Genomic DNA, 21,083 nt, shown 5'->3' with positions numbered 1-21,083 from the left:
CTTAGAGGTTGAGCAGCGTTTCATCATCGTTTGTCCGTAGTATAAGCAGACGCTGCGTCGGACGCGTCAGCGCGACGTACAGGTCGGCGGCCGCGCTCAGCCTCGTCGGAGCCTCCTGGTCGATCGCGCCGGGCTCGACGACGACGACCGCGTCGTATTCGAGGCCCTTGACCGCCTGCGTGCCACAGACGATGACCTCGTCGTCGACGAGATCGGGGCGTGCGGACAGCGCGTCGGCGACGGCGGCGTGCACGGCGTCGGCGACGCGCTCGGGGACGATGACGGCGACGCGTCCGCTGCCGGATTCGTCGACGAACTCGTCGGCGAGCGCGCGCACCCGCCTGCCGACCTCGGCGTAGAGCGCCTCGCGGTCGGGCAGGACAGCGCGTTCGACGGCGTCGGGCACCGAACGGATCGCCTTGACCGTCGAGATGTACAGGCCTTCGCCTTCGGCGAAACCGGCGGCGAGGTCGGAGACCTCGCGCGGATTGCGGTAGTTGATCGTCAGTTCGTTGAGATCCCAGTTCTTCGGGCCGAAGAGCGCGTTCATCGACTTCGCCCAGTCGCGCGTGCCGCCGAGCGCCGAGGTCTGGGCGACGTCGCCGACGATCGTGAACGAACGCGACGGGCAGCGGCGCATCAGCATCCGCCAATCCATCGCCGTGAGCTCCTGCGCCTCGTCGACGACGATGTGTCCGTAGGTCCATTCGCGGTCGGCGGCGGCGCGCGTCGCGACGAGCTCGACGTCGTCGGCGCTCATCTCGTCGGCGAGCATTTTTGAAGAAACGATGCCCGAGCCGATGCCGGCCTGCGCGAGTGTGTCGCGCGCGTACTGCTCCTCCTCGGCGCGCCGGGCGTCGCGTGCGGCGCGCCGGGCGGCCTCGTGCGGGTCGGGGCCGAGCAGTTCGAGCGCCTCGTCGAGCAGCGGGATGTCCGAACGCGTCAGCGGCGCGCCCGGCTCGCGCGTGAGCATGCGCACCTGCTCGTCGGTCAGCCACGGCGCGAACCGCCGGATCTGCGCCGGTTTCGAGAACATCTGGTCGATCATCCAAGCGCCGTTCATCGGCAGCCACGCGAGGTTGAGCGTGACGCGCAGGCGGTCGTTCATGCGCAGCTGCGCGAGGATGTCGCTCATCTCGGCGGCGTCGGGCGTGTAGTCGAGCTGTTCGACGACGCGCGTGCGCATCGTCTCGAGCATCGACGTGACGAAGGTCTCGCGCGCCTTGTTATGCGGCTGGCGCGTGCGGCGCGCGTCGGCGATCGCCTGCTCGATGTCGGCGGCGCGCATCGGCACGCTGATGCCGTTGACGGTGATCGTCGGCAGCTTCGAGGGCACGCGTTCGCGTGCGGCGACGGCGTTGGCGATCATCTGCGCCATGCGGCGCTGCCCTTTGAGCTTGGCGACGTGCGGCTCGTCCTCGCGTTCGGCGATGACGCCGGGGATGAGTTCGCCGATCGTGCGGCTGACGACGCCGGTCTCGCCGAGCGACGGCAGCACCTGGTCGATGTAGTGCAGGAAGTCCTCGCTCGGGCCGACGACGAGCACGCCGGAGCGTTCGAGCCTGCGCCGGTGCGTATAGAGCAGATAGGCGGCGCGGTGCAGCGCGACCGCCGTCTTGCCGGTGCCTGGGCCGCCCTGCACGACGAGCGCGCCGCGCATATCGGCGCGGATGATGCGGTCCTGCTCGGCCTGGATCGTCGCGACGATGTCGGTCATCTTGCCGGTGCGGCGCGAGCCGAGCGAGGCGAGCAGCGCGCCCTCGCCGGTGAGCGTGCCGCGTTCGGAGGCGGCGTTGACGTGCTCGGAGTGCACGTCGAGCACCTCGTCCTCGATGCCAACGACGTCGCGGAAGTGCAGCGTGATGTGGCGGCGCATGACGATGTCGCCGTGATGCGACGGCGTCGCCTCGTAGAACGGACGCGCCGCCTCGGCGCGCCAATCGGTGAGGATCGGCTCGTGCTCGGCGTCCGACAATCCGATGCGTCCGATGTAGCGGCGGCGTCCGGCCGTGTCGTCGAGGCGGCCGAAGACGAGGCGGTCCTCGACGGCGCGCAGCTGCACGAGGCGGTCCTCGTACATCGTCGCGAAGGAGTCGCGCTCGGTGCGCTGCGTCGGCGAGCCGTGCGATCCGGCCGCGCGCACGTCGTCGAGCCGCTTGCGCACCTGCGTGCGCAGATCGTCGAGACGTCCGTAGGCGCGGTCGACGGCTCCTTGTTCCTCTTCCAGCTGCGATGAATACTGTGACATGCTCTTGTGCGTCCCCTCGATGGAAAGTTAAGCCGTACAAGTGTAGCAAACGTGTTCAACAGCGCCGCGCCGACGGCCGTGATGTGCGGATTTCGTGCACGAAACGGGCGCAAGGGTCACGCTCACGGCGTGTTTAGCCGCGCGGTGGGGAGTTTAGGGGAACAGTGGGGTAAAGTGGTGGTCTGAGCAAAGCAAGTGGTCGGAGTCAGGTCGAGAGTGTGCGGAGGTGAGCGATGACGGATCACACCGACGCGCACCCCACGCACGCGACGACCGACGCGCCCGACGACGCGGCCTGCGGGCCGTTCGACGACGCGCCGCTGCTGCTTGGAACCTACACGCCGAAGATCGATGCCAAAGGAAGGGTCGCGTTGCCTGCGAAAATGCGTACGCAGCTGGGGGAGGGCATGGTGCTCGCGAGAGGCCAGGAACGCTGCGTGACGATTCTGCCTCGCCGGGAGTTCCGCCGCATCGCCGCCCGCATCCAGCACACGTCGATGGGCGACCGCGCCGCGCGCCAGTACCTGCGCATCTTCCTGTCCGGCGCCGTCGATACGCAGATCGACCGTCAGGGACGCATCAGCGTGCCGCCGATGCTGCGCGACTACGCTGGCCTGGGCGAGCGCATCGTCGTCATCGGCGTCGGCACGCGCGCCGAGATCTGGAACGCCGACGCGTGGGACGACTATCTCGCGCGGAACGAACAGGGATACGCCGACATCAGCGACGACGTGCTCCCGGACATGGAGTTCTGATGACCGATTTGACCGATTACGCACATATCCACAAGCCGGTGCTGCTGCGCGACTGCGTCGAGCTCGTCTCGCCGGCGCTCGCCGCCCCCGGCTCGCTCGTCGTCGACTGCACGCTCGGTCTGGCCGGGCATGCGATCGCGTTCCTCAAGGCGAACCCCGAGGCCCGGCTCGTCGGCATCGACCGCGACGCCGAGGCGCTCGAGATGGCGGGCGCGCGCATCGCCGCCGAAGGCCTCGCCGACCGGTTCATGCCGGTGCACGCCGCCTTCGACGCCTTCGGCGACGTCCTCGACGAGGCCGGCATCGGCTCCGTGAACGCCGTGTTCATGGATCTGGGACTGTCAAGCCTGCAGATCGACGAACGCGACCGCGGCTTCTCCTATTCCCATGACGCGCCGCTCGACATGCGCATGGACGTGTCGCAGACGCTGACGGCGCGCGACGTGCTCGCCACCTACGACGAGCGCGAGCTCGCCCGCATCTTCAAGGAGTACGGCGAAGAGCGCTTCGCCCGCCAGATCGCGCGCCGCGTCGTCGCTGTGCGCGACAGGAAGCCGCTCGAGACCTCGGCCGAGCTCAATGCGCTCGTCGACGAGACGATCCCGCAGGCGCACCGCGCGAGCGGCAACCCGGCCAAGCGCGTCTTCCAAGCGCTGCGCATCGAGGTCAACGGCGAGCTCGACAAGCTCGCGCGCACGCTGCCGCAGATCGCAAGCCGCCTCGAGGTCGGCGGCCGTCTCGTCGTCGAGTCGTACCATTCGCTCGAGGACCGCACCGTCAAGACCTTCATGAACCAGGGCCTGCACGCCGACGTCCCCGCCGGCATGCCGGTCGTCCCCGACGACATGCAGCCGTTCTTCAAGGCCGTCACGAAGGGCGCCGTCATGGCCGACGCCGAGGAGCGCGAGCGCAACCCGCGCGCCGCCTCGGTGCGCCTGCGCGGCGTCGAGCTGATCCGTCCGATTCCCGAACGCTGGCGGCGCCGCTTCGCCGAACAGGCGCGCGGCGAGACCGATGCGCGCGCGGGACACGGCGCCCATGGTGTCCATGGTGCCGGTGGACGTCATGGGCAGCGTCGCCGGCCAAAGGCAAGGAGCTGACCATGGGATCGTCAATGCGTTCATCGCGTTCGTCGGCGGCGCCGGCCGGACGCCAGGGCCAGGAGCCGGCCGTCGGCCATGTCCAGAAGCGCCCGCAGCTGCACGTCGTCGAGAACCGCCGCGCCTCCTCGTCGAAGGTCGGCCGCGGCATGCAGCGGCTGCTCGACTGGACTCGCACGCGCCGCTCGCCGGCCGTGCACATCGTCGTCGCCGTGCTGTTCCTCGGCACATGCCTGCTCGGCGCGCTGCTGCTGCGCACGCAGATGAGCTCGAACTCCTTCGAGGCCTCCACCGTGCAGCAGCACATCACGATGCTCCAGCAGGACGTCGAGGAGGACCAGACGAAGCTCTCGCAGCTCGAGGCCACATTGCCCGAGCGCGCGCAGAAGATGAAGATGGTGCCCGCGCAGGGCTCGCTGTCGATCGACCTCAACGGCTACACCCCGTCACAGGAAGGCACCCACTAAGCCATGATGCATCCCATCCGTTGGTACAAGGCGCTCGCCAAGCCGATGCGCAGCGCCCTCGTGCTCGGCGTCGTGCTCGCGACGCTCGCCTCGGCGTGCCTCGTGCAGCTCGGCGTGCTCCAGCTCGTCGAAGGCGCGCGCACCGCGCAGGCGGCCACGCGCGCCCGCACCGTGCAGGTCACGCTCGGCGCCAAACGTGGCAGGATCATGGACGCCAACGGCGTCGTGCTCGCCCAGAGCGTCGAACGATACACGATCGTCGGCAACCCCGAGGCCGCGCAGGATTTCACGCCGCTCGACTGCACGCCGCGCACGCAGGACTACTGCCAGCAGCTCGACGGCAAGCCGCTCAAGACGACCGGCGTGGCCGCCGTCGCGCAGCTGCTCGCGCCGCTGCTGGACATGAGCGCCGCCGAGATCGGTGGCAAGCTCGCCGGCACCGGCCAGTACGCGGTGCTCAAGAAGGACGTGACCCCCGAGGTCAAGCGCAAGATCAGCGCGCTGCATCTGGGCGGCATCGTCTACGGCGAGCTCAGCGACGAGCGCGTCTACTCGAACGGGTCGCTGCTCGGCGTCTTCCTCGGCGGCGTCGACGACGAGGGCAAGGGCGTCGCCGGCGTCGAACAGCTCGAGAACAAGGCGCTCACCGGCACCGACGGCTACGAGGTCTACCAACAAGGCAACGGCGGCGAGGAGATCCCCGGCACGATGACCGATTCGAAGCCGGCCGTCAATGGCGCCGACGTGCAGCTGACGATCGACCGCGACGTGCAGTGGCGCGTCGAACAGATCCTCAAGCAGAGCAAGGAGAAGTACAAGGCCGGCTGGGGCATCGCCGTCGTGCAGAACGTGCGCAACGGGCAGATCGTCGCGCTCGCCGACACCGACGAGATCAAGGCGGGCAGCGACGAGGCGAAGCTCAACGTGGCACGCGCCGTCAACGAGACCTTCGAACCCGGCTCGATCGGTAAGGTGTTCACGATGTCCGGCGTCATCCAAGAGGGTCTGCACACGATGGGCGACAAGTTCACCGTGCCCTCGACGCTCACGCTCGACGGACAGAAGTACAAGGACTCCTTCGAACACGGCGACGAGCATTGGACGATGGCGGGCATTCTCGAACAGTCGTCGAACATCGGCACGATCCTCGCCTCCGAGAACCTCAGCGACGACAAGCGCTACGACTATCTGCGCCGCTTCGGCATCGGACAGCCGACCGGGCTGGGGCTGCCGGGCGAATCGCAGGGGTTGCTTGCGCAGGCCTCGCAGTGGGACGGCCGCACGCGCAACACCGTGCTGTTCGGCCAGGGCTACACCGTCAACGCGCTGCAGCTGACGAACGCGGTGAGCGTCATCGCGAACAACGGCGTGCGCAAGCCGCAGTCGATCATCAAGGCCGTCGTCGGTCCCGACGGCAGGACGCGTGAGACCACGACCGGCGATTCGACGCGCGTCATCGACGAGGCGGTCTCCAAGCAGGTGCTCAACGCGATGGAATCGGTCTCTGAACACTACGCGTCGCAGGGCTTCGCCGGCGTCGACGGCTACCGCGTCGCCTCGAAGTCCGGCACCGCCGAGGTAGCCGGCGCCGACGGCAAGCTCTCGTCGCTCATCAGCGACTATTCGGGCATTATCCCGGCCGACGACCCGCGCTTCGTCATCACCGTCATCCTCAAGGATCCGGAGGGCGCGTACGGCGGCCTGACCGCGGGCCCGGTCTTCGCCGAGATCGGCAAGTTCCTGATGCAGAAGTACGAGGTGCCGAACTCGCAGCCGCGCAAGGATGCCATCCCGGTGGAGTGGTGAGCGCGGAACCGAGAAAGCACAAGGAGAGGAAACGATGAGCGCAATCAACGAAACGACGTCCCAGCGGCTGACGCTCGGCATGCTCGTGGACCGCTACGGCTGGGAGCTCGTGCCCGACTTCGCGCGCGACGTGACCGTCACGTCGCTCGCCAACGACGTGGAATCCGTCACGCCGGGCGCGCTGTACATGCCCGGCATGCGCATCGACAAGGGCCGCCTCGCGCTCGCCGTGCGCCGCGGCGCCTACGCCGTCATGCTGCCGACGTCGATGCGCAACGCGATCGACGACCCGCAGGTGCCGGTGCTGTTCGCCGACCCGTCGCCGCGCCGAGTCGGCGAACTCGCCGCCTCGATCGCCGGCAGGCCGTCCGAGTCAATCGCCGTCTTCGCAATCGCCGGTAGCGACGTCGACCGCGTGCGCGAGGACGTCGACGTGCTCGCGCAGTTCCTGCACATGCTCGGCAACCCGGTCGGCACCGTGTGCGACGGCGATTCGCAGTCGCTCGAACGTTTCCTCGACCTGAGCTACCCGGTCGACGTCTTCGCGATGCAGCGCGTCTTCTCGGTGTGCGTCGAGGACGGTGCCGCCGCGATCATCCTCGCGCTCAACAGCCGCACGATCGCCGCCGGCGCGCTCGAATCGGTCGGCATCGATGTGCTCGGCTACGACGACGCCGGCGACCACGTCGACGAGATGATCGCGCATGTGGCTGAACAGTACGGCTGCACGCTCGACGCGAACACGCATCTGGCGCAGCGCGATGCGGAGACTGACGCGATGGCCGAGCAGTCCGACTTCGGCGACGGCGTCCCGACGCGCGCGCTGTCGCTCGCGATCGCGATGACGCTTGCCGCGGGCGTGCGCAAGACGAACATCCGCAACGCGCTGCGCGTGTCCAAGGAGCTGCGCTGAGCGCGGCGAACGAGGGATCGACAAGACTTTCACGAAGGAGACAACGATGATGAGGATGATGCTGGGCCAAGCGGCCCGGGCGGTCGACGGCCGCCTGATCAACGCGGACAACGCGACGGCCGAACGGATCGTGACCAACGTCGTCACCGATTCGAGGAAGGCGCACGACGGCTCGCTGTTCGTCGCGATCGCCGGCGAACACGTCGACGGCCACGATTTCGTCGCGCGCATCGGCGAACAGGGTGCGCTCGGCGCGATCGTCGACCATGAGATCATGGACGCGCCGTGCCCGCAGATCATCGTCAAGGACACCGTCGAGGCGCTCGGGCTGCTCGCCAAGGCCAATCTCGAGCTGCGCCGCGACGAACGCGCGCCGTTCACTATCGTCGGCATCACCGGATCGGTCGGCAAGACGACGACGAAGGACCTGCTCAAGGCGCTGCTGTCCACGCTCGGAGACACGATTGCGCCGGTCGGCTCGTTCAACAACGAGATCGGACTGCCGCTGACGGCGCTCGACGTGAACGAGGACACGCGCTACCTCATCGCCGAGATGGGCGCGAACCATCTGGGCGAGATTGCGCATCTGACGACGATCGCGCCGCCCGACGTCGCCGTCGTGCTCAAGGTCGGCGTCGCGCACCTCGGCGAATTCGGCTCCGTCGAGCATATCGCGCAGGCGAAGAGCGAAATCGTGCGCGGACTGCTCAACGACGGCGTGAGCGTACTCAACGCCGACGACGCGCGCGTCGCCGCGATGAGCGCGATCGCGCCCGGCAAGGTCGTCTGGTTCGGCATCGAACACGCGCAGGCGCACGACGAGGACGGCTACGTGGCCGCCGACGACATCACGCTCGACGATCTGGGACGCCCGGTGTTCACAATCGTCGACGACGGCGGTGTCGAACAGCGCGTCACGCTCGGCATCGGCGGCGCGCATAACGTCATGAACGCGCTCGCCGCGGCATCCGTCGCACGCCTTGAGGGGATGCCGCTCGAACGGATCGCCGACGTGCTCTCGCACGTCACGGCCGTCAGCCCGCACCGCATGGCCGTCTGCGAGGTCACACGCGACGGCGAGCGCTTCACGCTCATCGACGACTCGTTCAACGCGAACCCCGATTCGATGCGCGCCGGCATCGACGGCCTGATCGCATGGCGCGCCCAGGAGGACGCGCAGCCGTTCCGCGTCGCCGTGCTCGGCGCGATGCTCGAGCTCGGCGCCGACGAGACGCGCGCGCACCACGACATCGGCCGCTACGCCGTCGAGGCGGGCGCCGACGCCGTCGTCGCGGTCGGCGCCGACGGCGACGGTCATCTCAACACGTTGGCGCAGGCCATCGCCGACGGCGCACGCGAGGCGCTCGACGCGACCGACGCGCGCCCCGTCGCCGCCGTCACGAACACGGCGGACGCCGACGAGGCCGTGCGCCGCCTCAACGCCGCGCACGCCGACATGGTCGTACTGCTCAAAGGCTCCCACGCCTCCGGCCTGAGCGCGCTCGCGACGCGCTGGACCGGCGGCGCGCGATGAGGCCACGCAACCCACGGCAATCACGCAACCGAATGGAGAACCTCAGGTGATCGCACTCATCATTGGCATCTTGGTCTCGCTGATCGTGACGATGGTCGGCACTCCGCTGCTCATCCGCATCGTGCACAAGCTCAACTACGGGCAGTACATCCGCCAGGACGGCCCGCAGTCGCATCTCGTCAAGCGCGGCACGCCGACGCTCGGCGGCGTCGTCATCGTGCTCGCCGTGTTGCTCGGCTGGGGCGCGAGCGCGCTGTACCGCTACTGCTGCCACGGCGTCGTGCCGTCATGGTCGGCCGTCCTCGCGCTGTTCGCGATGGCGTCGATGGGCCTGCTCGGCTTCATCGACGATTTCGCGAAGGTGCGCAAGAAGCAGAACGAGGGCCTGACCGTCGGCGGCAAGTTCCTCGGGCAGATCGTCTTCGCGACGCTGTTCGCCGTGCTCGCGCTCGTGCTGCCGACGAAATCCGGTTTCCCGAGCGCGCAGGCCGGCATGAGCTTCATCGAGAAGCCCTTCGTCAGCTTCGACTTCGCCGGCCGTGCGCTCGCGATCATCCTCTTCGTCATCTGGGTCAACTTCCTGATGGCCGCGTGGACGAACGCCGTCAACCTGTCCGACGGCCTCGACGGCCTGTGCGCGGGCTCGTCGATGGTCGCGTTCGTCGGCTACGCGATCATCGCGATCTGGGAGAGCTACCATCTGGCCGGCACCGGCCACTCCGGCTTCACCTACGCCGTCTCCGACCCGCTCGATCTGGCGATCATCGCCTGCTGCGCGGCGATGGCGTGCCTGGGCTTCCTGTGGTACAACTGCAATCCGGCGTCGATCTTCATGGGCGATACCGGATCGCTCGCGCTCGGCGGCCTGTTCGCCGCGCTGTCGATCGAGACGCACACCGAGTTCCTCGCGATCATCATCGGCGGCCTGTTCGTCATCGAGGCGATGAGCGACGTCATCCAGGTCGGCTATTTCAAGGCGACCGGCAAGCGCGTGTTCAAGATGGCGCCGATCCACCACCACTTCGAACTCGAAGGGTGGACCGAGAGCAAGGTCGTCGTGCGTTTCTGGATGATCGAGCTCATGTTCGTCATGGTCGGCCTCGTCATCTTCTACGGCGATTGGGTCGCACGCTCGGGCCTGTGGCACGCCTGAGCGGCCCCGCGCGTCCGCACGCCGCCGGCGGACACGCGACACAGACACGACGGCATGCGCATACGCGGACCCGGCACGATCCGAGCCACGGACGGAAGGACAGCAACAATGGAACTCGACCTTGAACATATGACGGTGGTGGTGGCGGGACTCGGCATTTCGGGCCGCAGCATCGTGGACATCCTGCGTCCGCGCGCCAAGGAGGTCATCGGCGTCGACGAGCATAAGGAGGATGCAGACCTGCGTTCCTTCGACGACATCCCTTGGGAGCGCGTCGACCTCGTGTGCACGTCGCCGGTGTTCAATCCGCGCACACCGTTCATCGTGGAGGCGCGCCGCCGCGGCATCCCGGTCATCAGCGAGGTCGAACTCGCGTGGCTCATGCGCGTGGACAGCGCCCGCACCGGACGTCCCGCTGCGTGGATCGGCATCACCGGCACGAACGGCAAGACGAGCACGACCGAGATGACCTCGGCGATGCTCACCGCGTGCGGTCTGACGGCGCCCGCCGTCGGTAACATCGGCAAGGCCGTCTCGCACGCCGCGCTCGACCCGGCCAACGACGTGCTGTGCGTCGAACTGAGCTCGTTCCAGCTGCACTTCACGTATTCGCTTGCGCTCGCCGGCGCCGCGATCACGAACATCGCCGCCGACCATCTCGACTGGCACGGCGGCATCGAGGCGTACGCGCAGGACAAGTCGAAGGTCTTCGACGGCGCGCGCCGCGTCATCGCCTACAACGCGCAGGACGAACGCGTCAGCGAACTGGCGCGCGAGGCGAAGACTGCCGAAGGCTGCGTCGCCGTCGGCTTCACGCTCTCCGAGCCCGTCGCCGGCCAGATCGGCGTCAAGGACGGCTGGATCGTCGACATGGCCGGCGTCACCGGCATGCCGATCGGCGCCGAGCACCGCCTCGCCGCGCTCGCAGACTTCCCGCATCTGATGGAGCCGGACGGCACGCTCTACCCGCATCTGGTCGCCGACGCGCTCACCGCGCTCATCCTCGTGACGGCGATGGACGTCGATATCGACGTCGCGCTCGACGCGCTCAAGCGTTTCAAGCCCGGCGGCCACCGCATCGAGGAGGTCGCCCGTCTGACGCTCGACGACGGCGCGACGGTCCGCTTCGTCGACGATTCGAAGGCGACGAACGCGCATGCGGCGCGCGCCTCGCTGAGCAGCTTCGCGCCCAGCAGCGTCGTGTGGATCGCCGGAGGCTTGGCCAAGGGCGGCCGCTTCGAACAGCTCGTCGCCGACGTGCGCGACCGGCTCAAGGCCGCCGTCGTCATCGGCGTCGACCAGGAGCCGATGCTCGACGCGCTGCGCACGAGCGCGCCCGATCTGCCGGTCACGATCATCGACCCGGCCGACGCCGGCAGCGTCATGGCGCGCGCCGTCACCGCGGCCGCGTCGATGGCGCACGGCGGCGACGTCGTGCTGCTCGCGCCGGCCTGTGCGTCGATGGACCAGTTCCGATCCTACGCGAAGCGCGGCGACGAGTTCGCTGACGAGGCACGGCGGTGGGTGAGCGAGTATGGCCGAGACTGAACGCAAGAAGCGGCGCGAGCCGCGCACGCGCTCGTCGAGCGGCGCGATCGAGGCGCCGCGCCAGCAGTACACGGTGCGCCGGCGCGCGCAGCCCGCGACATCCGACGACGCGCCGCGACGCGCCTCGTCGAATACGTCGAAGGACGAGTCGCTCGATTTCGCGCAGTACCGCGGATGGCGCATGTTCCTCAACCCGCTGTGGTGCTACCACGGCTTCTTTGCGAGCGTGCTCGCGCTGACGCTGTTCGGCCTCGTCATGGTGTTCTCGAGCTCGTCGGTCTCGATGGTCGCCGCCGGCGCCTCGCCGTGGTCGCAGCTCGTCACCCAGGCGTCTTTCGCGGCCATCGGCCTGCTCCTCATGGTCGTCGCCAGGATACTGCCGCTGGGCTTCTACGCGTTGCCGAAGATCATGTACCCGTTGTACGCGTTGTGCGCGGTCCTGCAGCTGATGACGCTGACGCCGCTCGGCATCGAGGTGTACGGCAACCGCGGCTGGATCAAGATCGGTCCGGTCCAGCTGCAACCGGCCGAACTGCTCAAACTCATACTGTGCGTCGTGCTGCCGTTGGCGCTGCGGCGCGTCTACGTCGCCCACCGCAAAAGCGGCGCGAAACCGACGCTGAAGGACTATTGGGTGCCGCTGACGTTGTTCGTCGTCGCTGTCGCCTTCGTCATCGGCGGCAAGGACCTCGGCACCTGCATGATCCTCGTGTTCATCGGCATCATCGCGTTCGCGACGAGCGACTTCCCGAAGAAATGGCTCGGCGCCGGCGGCCTCGTCGCCCTCGCGTTCGTCACGATGTTCGTCGTGACGAGCGGCAACCGCATGAGCCGCATCCTCGCGACCTACCGCGGCTGCGAGGACGGCGCGCAGACCGTGTGCTACCAGTCCACGCACGCGCACTACGCGATCGCCTCCGGCGGCCTGTTCGGCGTCGGTATCGGCAATTCGCGCGAGAAATGGAACTATCTGCCGGCCGCGCACAACGATTTCATCTACGCAATCATCTGCGAGGAGCTCGGCTTCGTCGGCGCCCTGCTCGTGCTGCTGCTGTTCGTCGTCATCGGATGGTGCATGCTCGTCGTGGCCGTGAAGACGCCGAATCGCTTCGCGTCGGCGATCATCATGTGCATGACCGTGTGGATCGTCGGTCAGGCGCTCATCAACATCGCCGTCGTGCTCGGCCTGCTGCCGGTCATGGGTCTGCCGATGCCCTTCGTCTCGGCGGGAGGCACGTCGCTGATCACATGCCTGATAGCGGCCGGCGTGTGCATGAGCGCGATGCGCAGCCAACCGCAGATCCGCGCCGAACGCGCAAAGGCCTGAGCTCGGGCGCGTCGGCTACAGTGAAGGCATGAACGAAGGCATGAACGAAGGCAAGATGGGCACAGGAACACCGCATCGCATCATCCTCGCCGGCGGTGGCACCGCCGGCCACGTCAATCCGCTGCTGGCGGTCGCCGACGCGATCCGGCGCAGGGAACCGGACGCGGACATCATCGCACTCGGCACGGCCGTAGGTCTTGAGGCCGACCTCGTGCCGGCCGCCGGCTACCGTCTCGAAACGATCGAGAAGGTACCGTTCCCGCGCCGTCCCGGCGTGTACATGTTCAAGTTCCCGGCGAAATGGCGTCGCGAGACGGCGAAGGTCAAGCAGCTCATTGATACGCAAGGCACGCAGGTCGTCGTCGGTTTCGGCGGTTACGCGTCGGCGCCGGCCTACGCGGCCGCGCATAAGCTCGGCGTCCCCGTCGTCATCCACGAGCAGAACGCGCGCGCCGGCATGGCGAACAAGCTCGGCGCGCACTGGGCGCGCTTCATCGGCACCGCCTACGACGGCACCGGCCTCAAGCCCGAGCAGGGCGGCGACGTCGAACGCGTCGGCCTGCCGCTGCGTCCGGCAATCGCCGCGCTCGCCGAACAGCTGCGCGACGACCGCGCCGGCGCCCGCGCCCGCAACGCGCGCGAACTCGGCCTCGACCCCGAACGCCCGGTCATCGTCGTCACCGGTGGCTCGCTCGGCGCGGCGAGCCTCAACCGCGCCGTCTCCGGCACCGCCGGCACGCTCGTGCGCCACGCGCAGATCGTCCATCTGACCGGCAAAGGCAAGATCGACGAGGTGCGCGACCGCGTCGTGCAGTCGGCAGGCGCGCAGGTGCTCACCGGACTGGGGGAGGACTCGCAGCCGGGACGCGACTACCACGTCGCGCAGTACCTCGAACGGATCGATAAGGCCTTCGCCTGCGCCGACCTCGTCATCTGCCGCTCGGGCGCGGGCACCGTGAGCGAACTGACGGCGCTCGGCCTGGCCGCCGTCTACGTGCCGCTGCCGATCGGCAACGGCGAGCAGCGTTTCAACGCGCAGCCGGTCGTCGAAGCCGGCGGAGGCCTGCTCGTCGACGACCACGACTTCACGACGACCTGGGTCGAGGAGCACATCCCGGCGCTGCTCGCCGACCCGGCGACGCTGCGCGACTACGGCGAGCGCGCGTGGCACTACGGCATCCGCGACGCCGCCGACCGCATGGCGCGCCAGATCCTCGACATCGCCGACGCGCAGGGCGCCGCATAGCGCCCCGCGCGGCATCAGCAGACAATCACACGCGGCAAGCAATCAAACAACGCGACACAGCACAGCAAGCACAGCAATCAGCACAGTGACAGGAGCGTGTTCCCCAGTGAACGAACAGACACGACAGCCCATCGAACTCGATCCGACGATCGCGCGTTTCGCGCCGAGCGAGCGGGTGGACGACCTCGGAAGGACGCATTTCATCGGCATCGGCGGCGCCGGCATGTCCGTCCTCGCCGAGATGCTGCACCAGCAGGGCGTCGACGTCGACGGATCGGACGCGCAGGCGGGCGCGAAGACGGAACGCCTCGCCGCGCTCGGCATCCCGGTGAGCATCGGCCAGCAGGAGGACAACGTGCGTGACGCGCAGGTCGTCGTCTATTCGAGCGCGATCAAGGCGGACAATCCGGAGATCGTCGCCGCCGCCGCGAACGACGCGCGCATTGTGCACCGCAGCGACATCCTCGCGCTGCTCATGCACGGTCGGCGCGCCGTCACCGTCGCCGGCGCGCACGGCAAGACAACGACGAGCTCGATGCTCGCCCACATCCTGACGCACGGCGGCCCCGGCGCGCTCGCCGACCCCAGCTACGCGATCGGCGGATCGATTCAGGGCCCCGACGGCACCACGCTCGACGGCGGCCACGCCGGCACGGGCGACGTGCTCGTCGCCGAAGCCGACGAATCCGACGGCAGCTTCGCGAAATACGCGCCGCAGATCGCGATCGTCACGAACGCCGAACCCGACCACCTCGACCACTACGGCGACGCCGACGCCTACCACGCCGCCTTCGTCGACCATCTGAGCCATGCGCGCGGCGCAATCGTCGTATGCGCCGACGACGCGAGCGCGCTCGCCGTGCTGCGCCAGCTCGACGAGGCCACGGCCGCGCACGCCGTCGCCTACGGCACGACGCCGCGCGTCGACCTCGGCGAACTGGGTGGCGCACGCTACGTGCACATCGCCGCCGAACGCGAACACGCCGGCGACGGCGCCGAAAGCTTCACACTCGAAATGCCCGCGAGCATCGCCGCGGGACGGGTGGACGCCGGCGACGACGACGGTTCGATCGTGCGCATGCCGGTGACGCTCGCCGTGCCGGGACTGCACAACGCGAGGAACGCGACGGCCGCGATCATCGCCGCGACGCTGCTCGGCATGGACCCGCACGCCGCCGCCGACGCCGTGTCGACCTTCCTCGGCGCCGCACGCCGATTCCAGATCCGCGCGCAGATCGGCGGCGTGACCGTCGTCGACGACTACGCGCACCATCCGACCGAGATCGCCGCGCTGCTCGACGCGGCGCGCCGCCGCTACCCGCAGGCGACGATCCACGTGCTCTTCCAGCCGCATCTGTTCTCGCGCACGAAGTTCTTCGCGAAGGAGTTCGCCGACGCGCTCGCAAAGGCGGACGACGTCATCGTCACCGGCGTGTTCCCGGCGCGCGAACGGCAGCAGGACTTCCCGGACGTGAGCGCGGCGACGATCGCCGACGCGGCCGGCGACGACGCGTCGATCGACGTCGAGGAGCGCATGGAGACGGCGGCGCAGATGATCGCGATGCGCGCGAAGCCCGGCGATGTCGTCTTCACAGTGGGTGCCGGCGACATCACGAAGATGGCGCCCGTCATCGCGCATGTGCTCGAGGCGCACGCCGGCAAGGACGACTGATGGCCGGGCGCAGCGTCAGATCATCGTCGGGCGGCTCGTCTCGTGATGATGCGCGCGACGATGCGCATCGGACGTCGGACGGTATGCACGACGCTCACGGTACGCGCGGGCGGAGCGTGTCGTCGGGCGCGGGCAGCGCGCATAATGCGTCGCAGGGCCGCCGGCGTGGGCGGACCGTCTCGTCGCATCGGGACGGCACGGCAGCCACGCCGCATGTCGGACGGCAGGTGTCCGGTTCGGCGACCGCGGCATCATCGTCGGCATCGTCTGCGCGCACCGGCAATGTGAAACGTTCGGTGAAACCGAAGTCGTCGCCGTCGGCGATGACGGGGGAGCACCGATTCCCGCTCGAGCCGCAGCGCACGCGGCAGCGCGTCGCATCGAACGCCGGCGCGCGTGCCGGCGGTGCGCGCACCGTGACGTCGGGGACGCCGTCGGCTGCGAAAACGGTCGCGCAGTCGAAGGAAAAGTCGACTGTGAAATCGGCTGGATCGACGACAAATTCAGCGAAGGATTCGGCGACGTCATCCTCGAAGCGCGGCGGCACGTCGCTCGTCGCACGCATGCGCGCGCTGCTGCCGCAACGCGGCAGGCAGACGGCGCAGGTGCGTCGCGCGCGCATCGTCGACGAGCCGATCAGCAGAAGCGAACCGGGGTCCTTCGTCGACGCGAACAACATGCACAGCGAGGACATCGTCGCGAAGACGCTCAGACAGACGGCCGGCACCGTCGGCGTGGCGACACGTCCGAAGGTCGTCGATTTCACGAAACGGCAGAAGGAACGCCGTCGCGCGAACCTGCGGCAGACGGTGACGCACGTCGCGGCGGCCGTCGGCGCAATCGCCGTCGTCGCCGCCATCGTCTGGCTGCTGTTCTTCTCGCCGGTGCTGCGGCTCAGCCCGGAGCGGATCACCGTGTCCGGCGCGAATCAATGGGTGAGCGAGCGGCAGATCATGACGATCGCGCGCGGACAGGCGGGCAAGTCGCTGCTGCTCGTCTCCGACGCGGCCGTCGAGGAACAGCTCTCGAGCATCCCCGGCGTCTCCTCGGCGCGGGCGGCGAAACGCTTCCCGAACGGGCTCGACGTGAGCGTCGAGGCGCAGCGGCCGGCGGCGATGCTGCGCGTCAAGGGAGGCGACACGCTCACGGCCGTCGACAACAAGGCGCGCGTGCTCAACGCCGTCGACGCCAAATCAGCGAAAGGCATCCCCGTCATCGACGTGACGTCGGTGGACGACGCCGTCAAGAGCCGCGCGCTGCAGTCGGCCGTCGTCATCCTCGACGCGTTCCCCGAAGGGTGGCGCAAGGACGTCACCGCCGTGAGCGCGCCGACGCAGGATTCGATCACGACGACCTTCGCGAACGGCATCACCGTCGTCTGGGGCGACGCCACCGACCTCAAGCTCAAGATGGCGATCGCCGACAAGATCATGAACGATCCGAAGGTAATCGGCGACAAGAAGCAGATCAACGTCTCCGCGCCGAACCGCCCGATCATCAAGTAGGCGGGCGGCGCGGGGCGTGCGATGCCTCTCGCAACGATGGACTTGCGGAAAAGGTCTCGCCGTGTTATATTAAGAAGTCCGGTTTGACGGGGCTGCGAGGTCCATCGCCGGGGTTTGATAATTCAAAAGGGGCCGATTTGGTTTCGACGGTGATCTGTTCGCTTCGGAGAAGCGTGCCGAGAATGCAGAGTCCGCTCGTGATGTGCTCTGCGATTTAAATTAAGTGCTAAATCTAATCGCACTGAGTTCGCTCTCGCTGCCTGATTTTCAACGTAATCAGATTTAATCCAGCGAGCGTGGCTCCGTCCGCTCTCCCGGGTCTTCGGGGAGAGGTCGGGCGTCGTTAGAGGACTTGCCTACGTCACTGAACCGCAGGGTGACGTAGGGACTTTGACTGTGGCTAGGCTCGCCATCAGTCGTCTGCGACATTGATGGGGGCCGAAAAACCACCCCAGTGGTCAGCAGACTACGCACGTAGAAGTACGAGGGTACGGTCACCGGACCGGGGTTCAATTCCCCGCGGCTCCACCAGCTTCAAACGCCGTCCAGTCATGGGCGGCGTTTTTTCGTTGCGATTCCAACGATTCCATCCTGTCGGGCGCACTGGCGCGCCAGTTACCTCAAATGCGTATTCGAGCGTTTCACGGGCGTTTTTCGGCGTTTTCATAGGACGATTCATAGGACGCCGACGCGCGGGTGTTGAACCCCTGTTCCGCGCGGATCACCGCCGCGCATGGGTGTGCGGTAGGCACCGTGCGCGCGTCGCGCTCGAATGGTCTCAGCATGTGACCATATAGGTGCATGAACCGTCAATCGTTGGGATTGCAACGGTTTTGAGGATTGATGGCATGCATTCGCCCCGGTCGGATGCCAAGACGAAACGTGTAGGTAATGCATGGAACTGACAATGTGCTGTGAACGAAGCCCCCGAAGAGAATAAGGGGACGACGCACAGAGAGAAGGTTCACAGTGAACGCAAAGAAGATCATCGCCGCCGCGGCCGCGGTTACGGCGCTCGCATCGGTCAGCGCATGCGGAGGCGTGAAGGAAGGAACGGCCGACGCCGCCGACGAGAACACTGTACTGGTGGGCACCACCGACAAGGTGACCTCGCTCGATCCCGCCGGCTCGTACGACAACGGCTCGTACGCGGTGCAGATTCAGGTGTTCCCATTCCTGTACGCGCAGGACTACAACACGTCTGAGCTGTCCCCGGACATCGCCGCGGACGACGGCACCTGGAGTGACGACGGCAAGCAGTTCACCGTCAAGATCAAGGAGGGTCTCAAGTTCGCGAACGGCCACACGCTTGACGCGAAGGACGTGAAGTTCTCCTACGACCGCATCAACACGATCAACGATCCGAACGGCCCGAGCTCGCTGCTCGCCAACATCGACTCCATCGAGACGCCCGACGAGACGACCGTCGTCTTCAACTCGAAGGTGCCGTTCGACGTCACGCTCAAGCAGGTCATGAGCTCGCCGGCAGGCCCGATCGTCGACGACGAGGTGTTCTCCGCCGACAAGATCACCGACGCGGACACGATCGTCAACGGCAAGGCCTTCGCTGGCCCGTACCAGATTGACTCGTTCAAGCTCAACGAGGCCGTTAGCTATGCGAAGAACGCGAACTACCAGGGTCTGACGCCGGTGAAGAACTCCGGCGTGCAGGTGAAGTACTTCGCCGACGCCTCGAACCTCAAGATGGCCGTCGAGCAGGGACAGGTCGACGTCGCGTACCGTTCCCTTTCGCCGACCGACATCGAGGATCTCGGCAAGAACAGCAAGGTGAAGGTCGTCAAGGGCCCCGGCGGCGAAGTGCGTATGCTCGCCTTCAACTTCAAGCTGCAGCCCTACGGCGAATCGCAGAAGGATGCCGACGCTGCCAAGGCGAAGGCCGTGCGCCAGGCGGTGGCAAGCCTCATCGACCGCGACGAGCTCTCCGAGAAGGTGTACAAGGGCACGTACACGCCGCTGTACTCGTTCATCCCGGACGGACTCACAGGCCATGAGGACACGCTCAAGTCGTATACGAAGGACGGCAAGCCGGACGCTGCCAAGGCCAAGAAGACGCTCGAGGCCGCAGGCGTGAGCACTCCGGTCGACCTCAAGCTCCAGTACAACGGCGACCATTACGGTTCGAGCTCCGCCGACGAATACGCGGCGATCAAGAGCCAGCTCGAATCCGACGGCCTGTTCAAGGTGGACCTGCAGCAGACCGAATGGACGCAGTACAACAAGGAACGCGTCGTCACCGATGATTCCGACGGCAGCTACCCGGTCTACCAGCTCGGTTGGTTCCCGGACTACTCGGATCCGGATAACTACCTGTCCCCGTTCTTCCGCGACGGCAACTTCGTGAACAACGGCTACGCCAACAAGGAGGTCAACGACGCCATCGTGGCGCAGGCCGGTGAAAAGGACGAAGCCAAGCGCGAGCAGATGCTCAAGGACATCCAGAAGACCGAGACGGATGACCTTTCGACGCTGCCGATGCTGCAAGGCAATCAGGTGGCCGTCACCGGCGACAACATCTCCGGCGTCGTGCTCGACCCGTCGTTCCGTTTCCGCTACGCCTCGGTCGTGAAGAACTGAGCCATCGCGGCATCGTCGATCTGGTGCATCCCCGCGGGGATGCACCAGATCGGCCTTCGCATTCGCCCATCACGGTCCAACAGCTCATCCGCCGTATACATCCCAAGGAGATCCGGTGTCACAGGCAACAGCATCGCCAGCCGATCACGCACCATCGAAGCCGACCGCCGACGCGCACAAGAACAGACTTTCCGCAGGATTCTTCCGTTTCATCCTCGGACGCTTCCTGCTTATCATCCCCACCGTATTCATTCTCGTCACGATCGTGTTCTTCGTCATGCGCGCGACCGGGGACCCGATCTCGGCCGCCATGGGCGGACGTCTCACACCCGAAGAGCTGCAACGCCGCATCCACGAGGCCGGCTACGACCGTCCCCTCCTCGTGCAGTATTTCGATTACCTCGGAGGTCTGCTGCACGGCGACCTCGGCCGCACGCTCACCGACAACCAGCCGGTCATCTCGGTACTGACGCGCTATGGCGCCGCCACACTCGAACTCGCGTTGCTCTCGCTCATCGTCGCGCTGCTCGTCGGCATCGGTTTCGGCCGCATCGCCGCCAGACACCGCGACCGCGCGCAGGACGCCGGCATTCGCCTGTTCGCGATCCTGTGTTATGCGACGCCGGTGTTCTTCCTCGGCCTCGTGCTCAAGCTTGTGTTCTCCGTAGGCCTGGGCATCCTGCCGAGCTCGGGCCGTTCGTCGCTGCAATCGGAGATGCAGTTCTCCCGGCTCGTCTCGCCCACCGGATTGTACATCGTCGACGCGCTGCAGCTCGGCGACATGAAGGTGCTCGTCGACGTCCTGCGGCATGCGGTGCTGCCGGCGCTCGCGCTCGGACTGCTGACGGCGGGCGTTTTCATCCGCCTCGTGCGCACGAACGTCATCTCCACCTTCAACGCCGGCTACATCGACGCGGCGCGCTCACGCGGCGTCAGCGAGAAGCGGCTGATGTCCAAGCACGCGTGGCGTCCAGCGCTCATTCCGATCATCACGGTCATGGGCATGCAGATCGCGCTGCTGCTCGCCGGCGCCGTGCTCACCGAGACGACCTTCGAATGGAAGGGATTGGGCTTCATGCTCTCCAACTATCTCAAGGCGCGTGATTTCGTCGCGGTGCAGGGCATCGTCATCCTGATTGCGATCATCGTCTCCGTCGTCAATTTCATCGTCGACGTGATCAGCGCATTGATCGATCCGAGAGTGAGGTACTGAC

General features: G+C 67.2%; 15 protein-coding genes and 1 other RNA gene. 15 read left to right on the top strand and 1 reads right to left on the bottom strand.

The window, feature by feature from the left end; translation table 11 throughout:
* Position 1: 1 nt before the first annotated feature.
* Complete coding sequence (locus tag G606_RS0105965) at positions 2-2,248, bottom strand: HelD family protein (protein WP_026645189.1); 2,247 nt, start codon at positions 2,246-2,248, stop codon at positions 2-4.
* Between the two features lie 233 nt (positions 2,249-2,481).
* Here G606_RS0105965 and mraZ point away from each other — a divergent pair, with 233 nt between their 5' ends.
* The 15 genes from mraZ to G606_RS0105880 all read left to right on the top strand — a co-directional run bounded on the left by mraZ (position 2,482) and on the right by G606_RS0105880 (position 21,082).
* On the top strand, positions 2,482-3,003 hold the full coding sequence (mraZ, locus tag G606_RS0105960; RefSeq protein WP_026645188.1) for a division/cell wall cluster transcriptional repressor MraZ: 522 nt from the start codon (positions 2,482-2,484) through the stop codon (positions 3,001-3,003).
* Between the two features lie 8 nt (positions 3,004-3,011).
* The gene (rsmH, locus tag G606_RS0105955) at positions 3,012-4,103 is read left to right on the top strand and encodes a 16S rRNA (cytosine(1402)-N(4))-methyltransferase RsmH (protein WP_026645187.1); all 1,092 of its coding nucleotides are present in this window, start codon (positions 3,012-3,014) and stop codon (positions 4,101-4,103) included.
* A gap of 2 nt (positions 4,104-4,105) precedes the next feature.
* The gene (locus tag G606_RS0105950; RefSeq protein WP_026645186.1) at positions 4,106-4,570 is read left to right on the top strand and encodes a hypothetical protein; all 465 of its coding nucleotides are present in this window, start codon (positions 4,106-4,108) and stop codon (positions 4,568-4,570) included.
* Between the two features lie 6 nt (positions 4,571-4,576).
* The gene (locus tag G606_RS0105945; RefSeq protein ID WP_026645185.1) at positions 4,577-6,376 is read left to right on the top strand and encodes a peptidoglycan D,D-transpeptidase FtsI family protein; all 1,800 of its coding nucleotides are present in this window, start codon (positions 4,577-4,579) and stop codon (positions 6,374-6,376) included.
* A gap of 34 nt (positions 6,377-6,410) precedes the next feature.
* A complete protein-coding gene (locus G606_RS0105940) occupies positions 6,411-7,289 on the top strand; it encodes a hypothetical protein (RefSeq protein WP_026645184.1) in 879 nt (292 codons plus the stop codon).
* Between the two features lie 46 nt (positions 7,290-7,335).
* Positions 7,336-8,823 (top strand): UDP-N-acetylmuramoyl-tripeptide--D-alanyl-D-alanine ligase, encoded by a 1,488-nt coding sequence (locus tag G606_RS0105935; RefSeq protein ID WP_026645183.1) that lies wholly within the window; start codon positions 7,336-7,338, stop codon positions 8,821-8,823.
* A gap of 46 nt (positions 8,824-8,869) precedes the next feature.
* The gene (mraY, locus tag G606_RS0105930) at positions 8,870-9,976 is read left to right on the top strand and encodes a phospho-N-acetylmuramoyl-pentapeptide-transferase (RefSeq protein ID WP_026645182.1); all 1,107 of its coding nucleotides are present in this window, start codon (positions 8,870-8,872) and stop codon (positions 9,974-9,976) included.
* 108 nt (positions 9,977-10,084) lie between these two features.
* On the top strand, positions 10,085-11,524 hold the full coding sequence (gene murD, locus G606_RS0105925) for a UDP-N-acetylmuramoyl-L-alanine--D-glutamate ligase (RefSeq protein WP_026645181.1): 1,440 nt from the start codon (positions 10,085-10,087) through the stop codon (positions 11,522-11,524).
* Positions 11,511-12,851 (top strand): peptidoglycan glycosyltransferase FtsW, encoded by a 1,341-nt coding sequence (locus tag G606_RS0105920; protein WP_081664075.1) that lies wholly within the window; start codon positions 11,511-11,513, stop codon positions 12,849-12,851. Before murD ends, G606_RS0105920 begins: the two co-directional genes overlap by 14 nt.
* A 55-nt stretch (positions 12,852-12,906) precedes the next feature.
* Entirely contained in the window at positions 12,907-14,097 is a 1,191-nt protein-coding gene (locus tag G606_RS0105915; RefSeq protein ID WP_026645179.1) for a UDP-N-acetylglucosamine--N-acetylmuramyl-(pentapeptide) pyrophosphoryl-undecaprenol N-acetylglucosamine transferase, read from the top strand.
* 106 nt (positions 14,098-14,203) lie between these two features.
* The gene (gene murC / locus G606_RS0105910; protein WP_026645178.1) at positions 14,204-15,769 is read left to right on the top strand and encodes a UDP-N-acetylmuramate--L-alanine ligase; all 1,566 of its coding nucleotides are present in this window, start codon (positions 14,204-14,206) and stop codon (positions 15,767-15,769) included.
* A gap of 296 nt (positions 15,770-16,065) precedes the next feature.
* Complete coding sequence (locus tag G606_RS0105900; RefSeq protein ID WP_231371435.1) at positions 16,066-17,274, top strand: cell division protein FtsQ/DivIB; 1,209 nt, start codon at positions 16,066-16,068, stop codon at positions 17,272-17,274.
* A 128-nt stretch (positions 17,275-17,402) separates the two neighbouring features.
* Positions 17,403-17,805: a transfer-messenger RNA gene (ssrA, locus tag G606_RS10970) on the top strand.
* 438 nt (positions 17,806-18,243) lie between these two features.
* Positions 18,244-19,869, top strand: coding sequence for an ABC transporter substrate-binding protein (locus G606_RS0105890; protein ID WP_026645175.1), 1,626 nt, complete (start codon positions 18,244-18,246; stop codon positions 19,867-19,869).
* 115 nt (positions 19,870-19,984) lie between these two features.
* Positions 19,985-21,082: an ABC transporter permease gene (locus tag G606_RS0105880; RefSeq protein WP_026645174.1), complete on the top strand. Its 1,098-nt coding sequence runs from the start codon at positions 19,985-19,987 to the stop codon at positions 21,080-21,082.
* Position 21,083: the final 1 nt, after the last annotated feature.

This window comes from Bifidobacterium sp. AGR2158 (assembly GCF_000424225.1).
Lineage (GTDB): Bacteria > Actinomycetota > Actinomycetes > Actinomycetales > Bifidobacteriaceae > Bifidobacterium > Bifidobacterium anseris.
The sequence above is the reverse complement of the archived record's forward strand: the minus strand, read 5'-3'. Positions and strand labels throughout refer to the sequence as shown.

Bases quoted from the DNA above. Each gene is read 5' to 3' on its own strand.
- G606_RS0105940 (WP_026645184.1), top strand. From the start codon at position 6,411: ATGAGCGCAATCAACGAAACGACGTCCCAGCGGCTGACGCTCGGCATG.
- G606_RS0105935 (WP_026645183.1), top strand. From the start codon at position 7,336: ATGATGAGGATGATGCTGGGCCAAGCGGCCCGGGCGGTCGACGGCCGC.
- G606_RS0105920 (WP_081664075.1), top strand. From the start codon at position 11,511: ATGGCCGAGACTGAACGCAAGAAGCGGCGCGAGCCGCGCACGCGCTCG.
- G606_RS0105915 (WP_026645179.1), top strand. From the start codon at position 12,907: ATGGGCACAGGAACACCGCATCGCATCATCCTCGCCGGCGGTGGCACC.
- G606_RS0105945 (WP_026645185.1), top strand. From the start codon at position 4,577: ATGCATCCCATCCGTTGGTACAAGGCGCTCGCCAAGCCGATGCGCAGC.
- mraZ (WP_026645188.1), top strand. From the start codon at position 2,482: ATGACGGATCACACCGACGCGCACCCCACGCACGCGACGACCGACGCG.
- murD (WP_026645181.1), top strand. From the start codon at position 10,085: ATGGAACTCGACCTTGAACATATGACGGTGGTGGTGGCGGGACTCGGC.
- G606_RS0105965 (WP_026645189.1), bottom strand. From the start codon at position 2,248: ATGTCACAGTATTCATCGCAGCTGGAAGAGGAACAAGGAGCCGTCGAC.
- G606_RS0105950 (WP_026645186.1), top strand. From the start codon at position 4,106: ATGGGATCGTCAATGCGTTCATCGCGTTCGTCGGCGGCGCCGGCCGGA.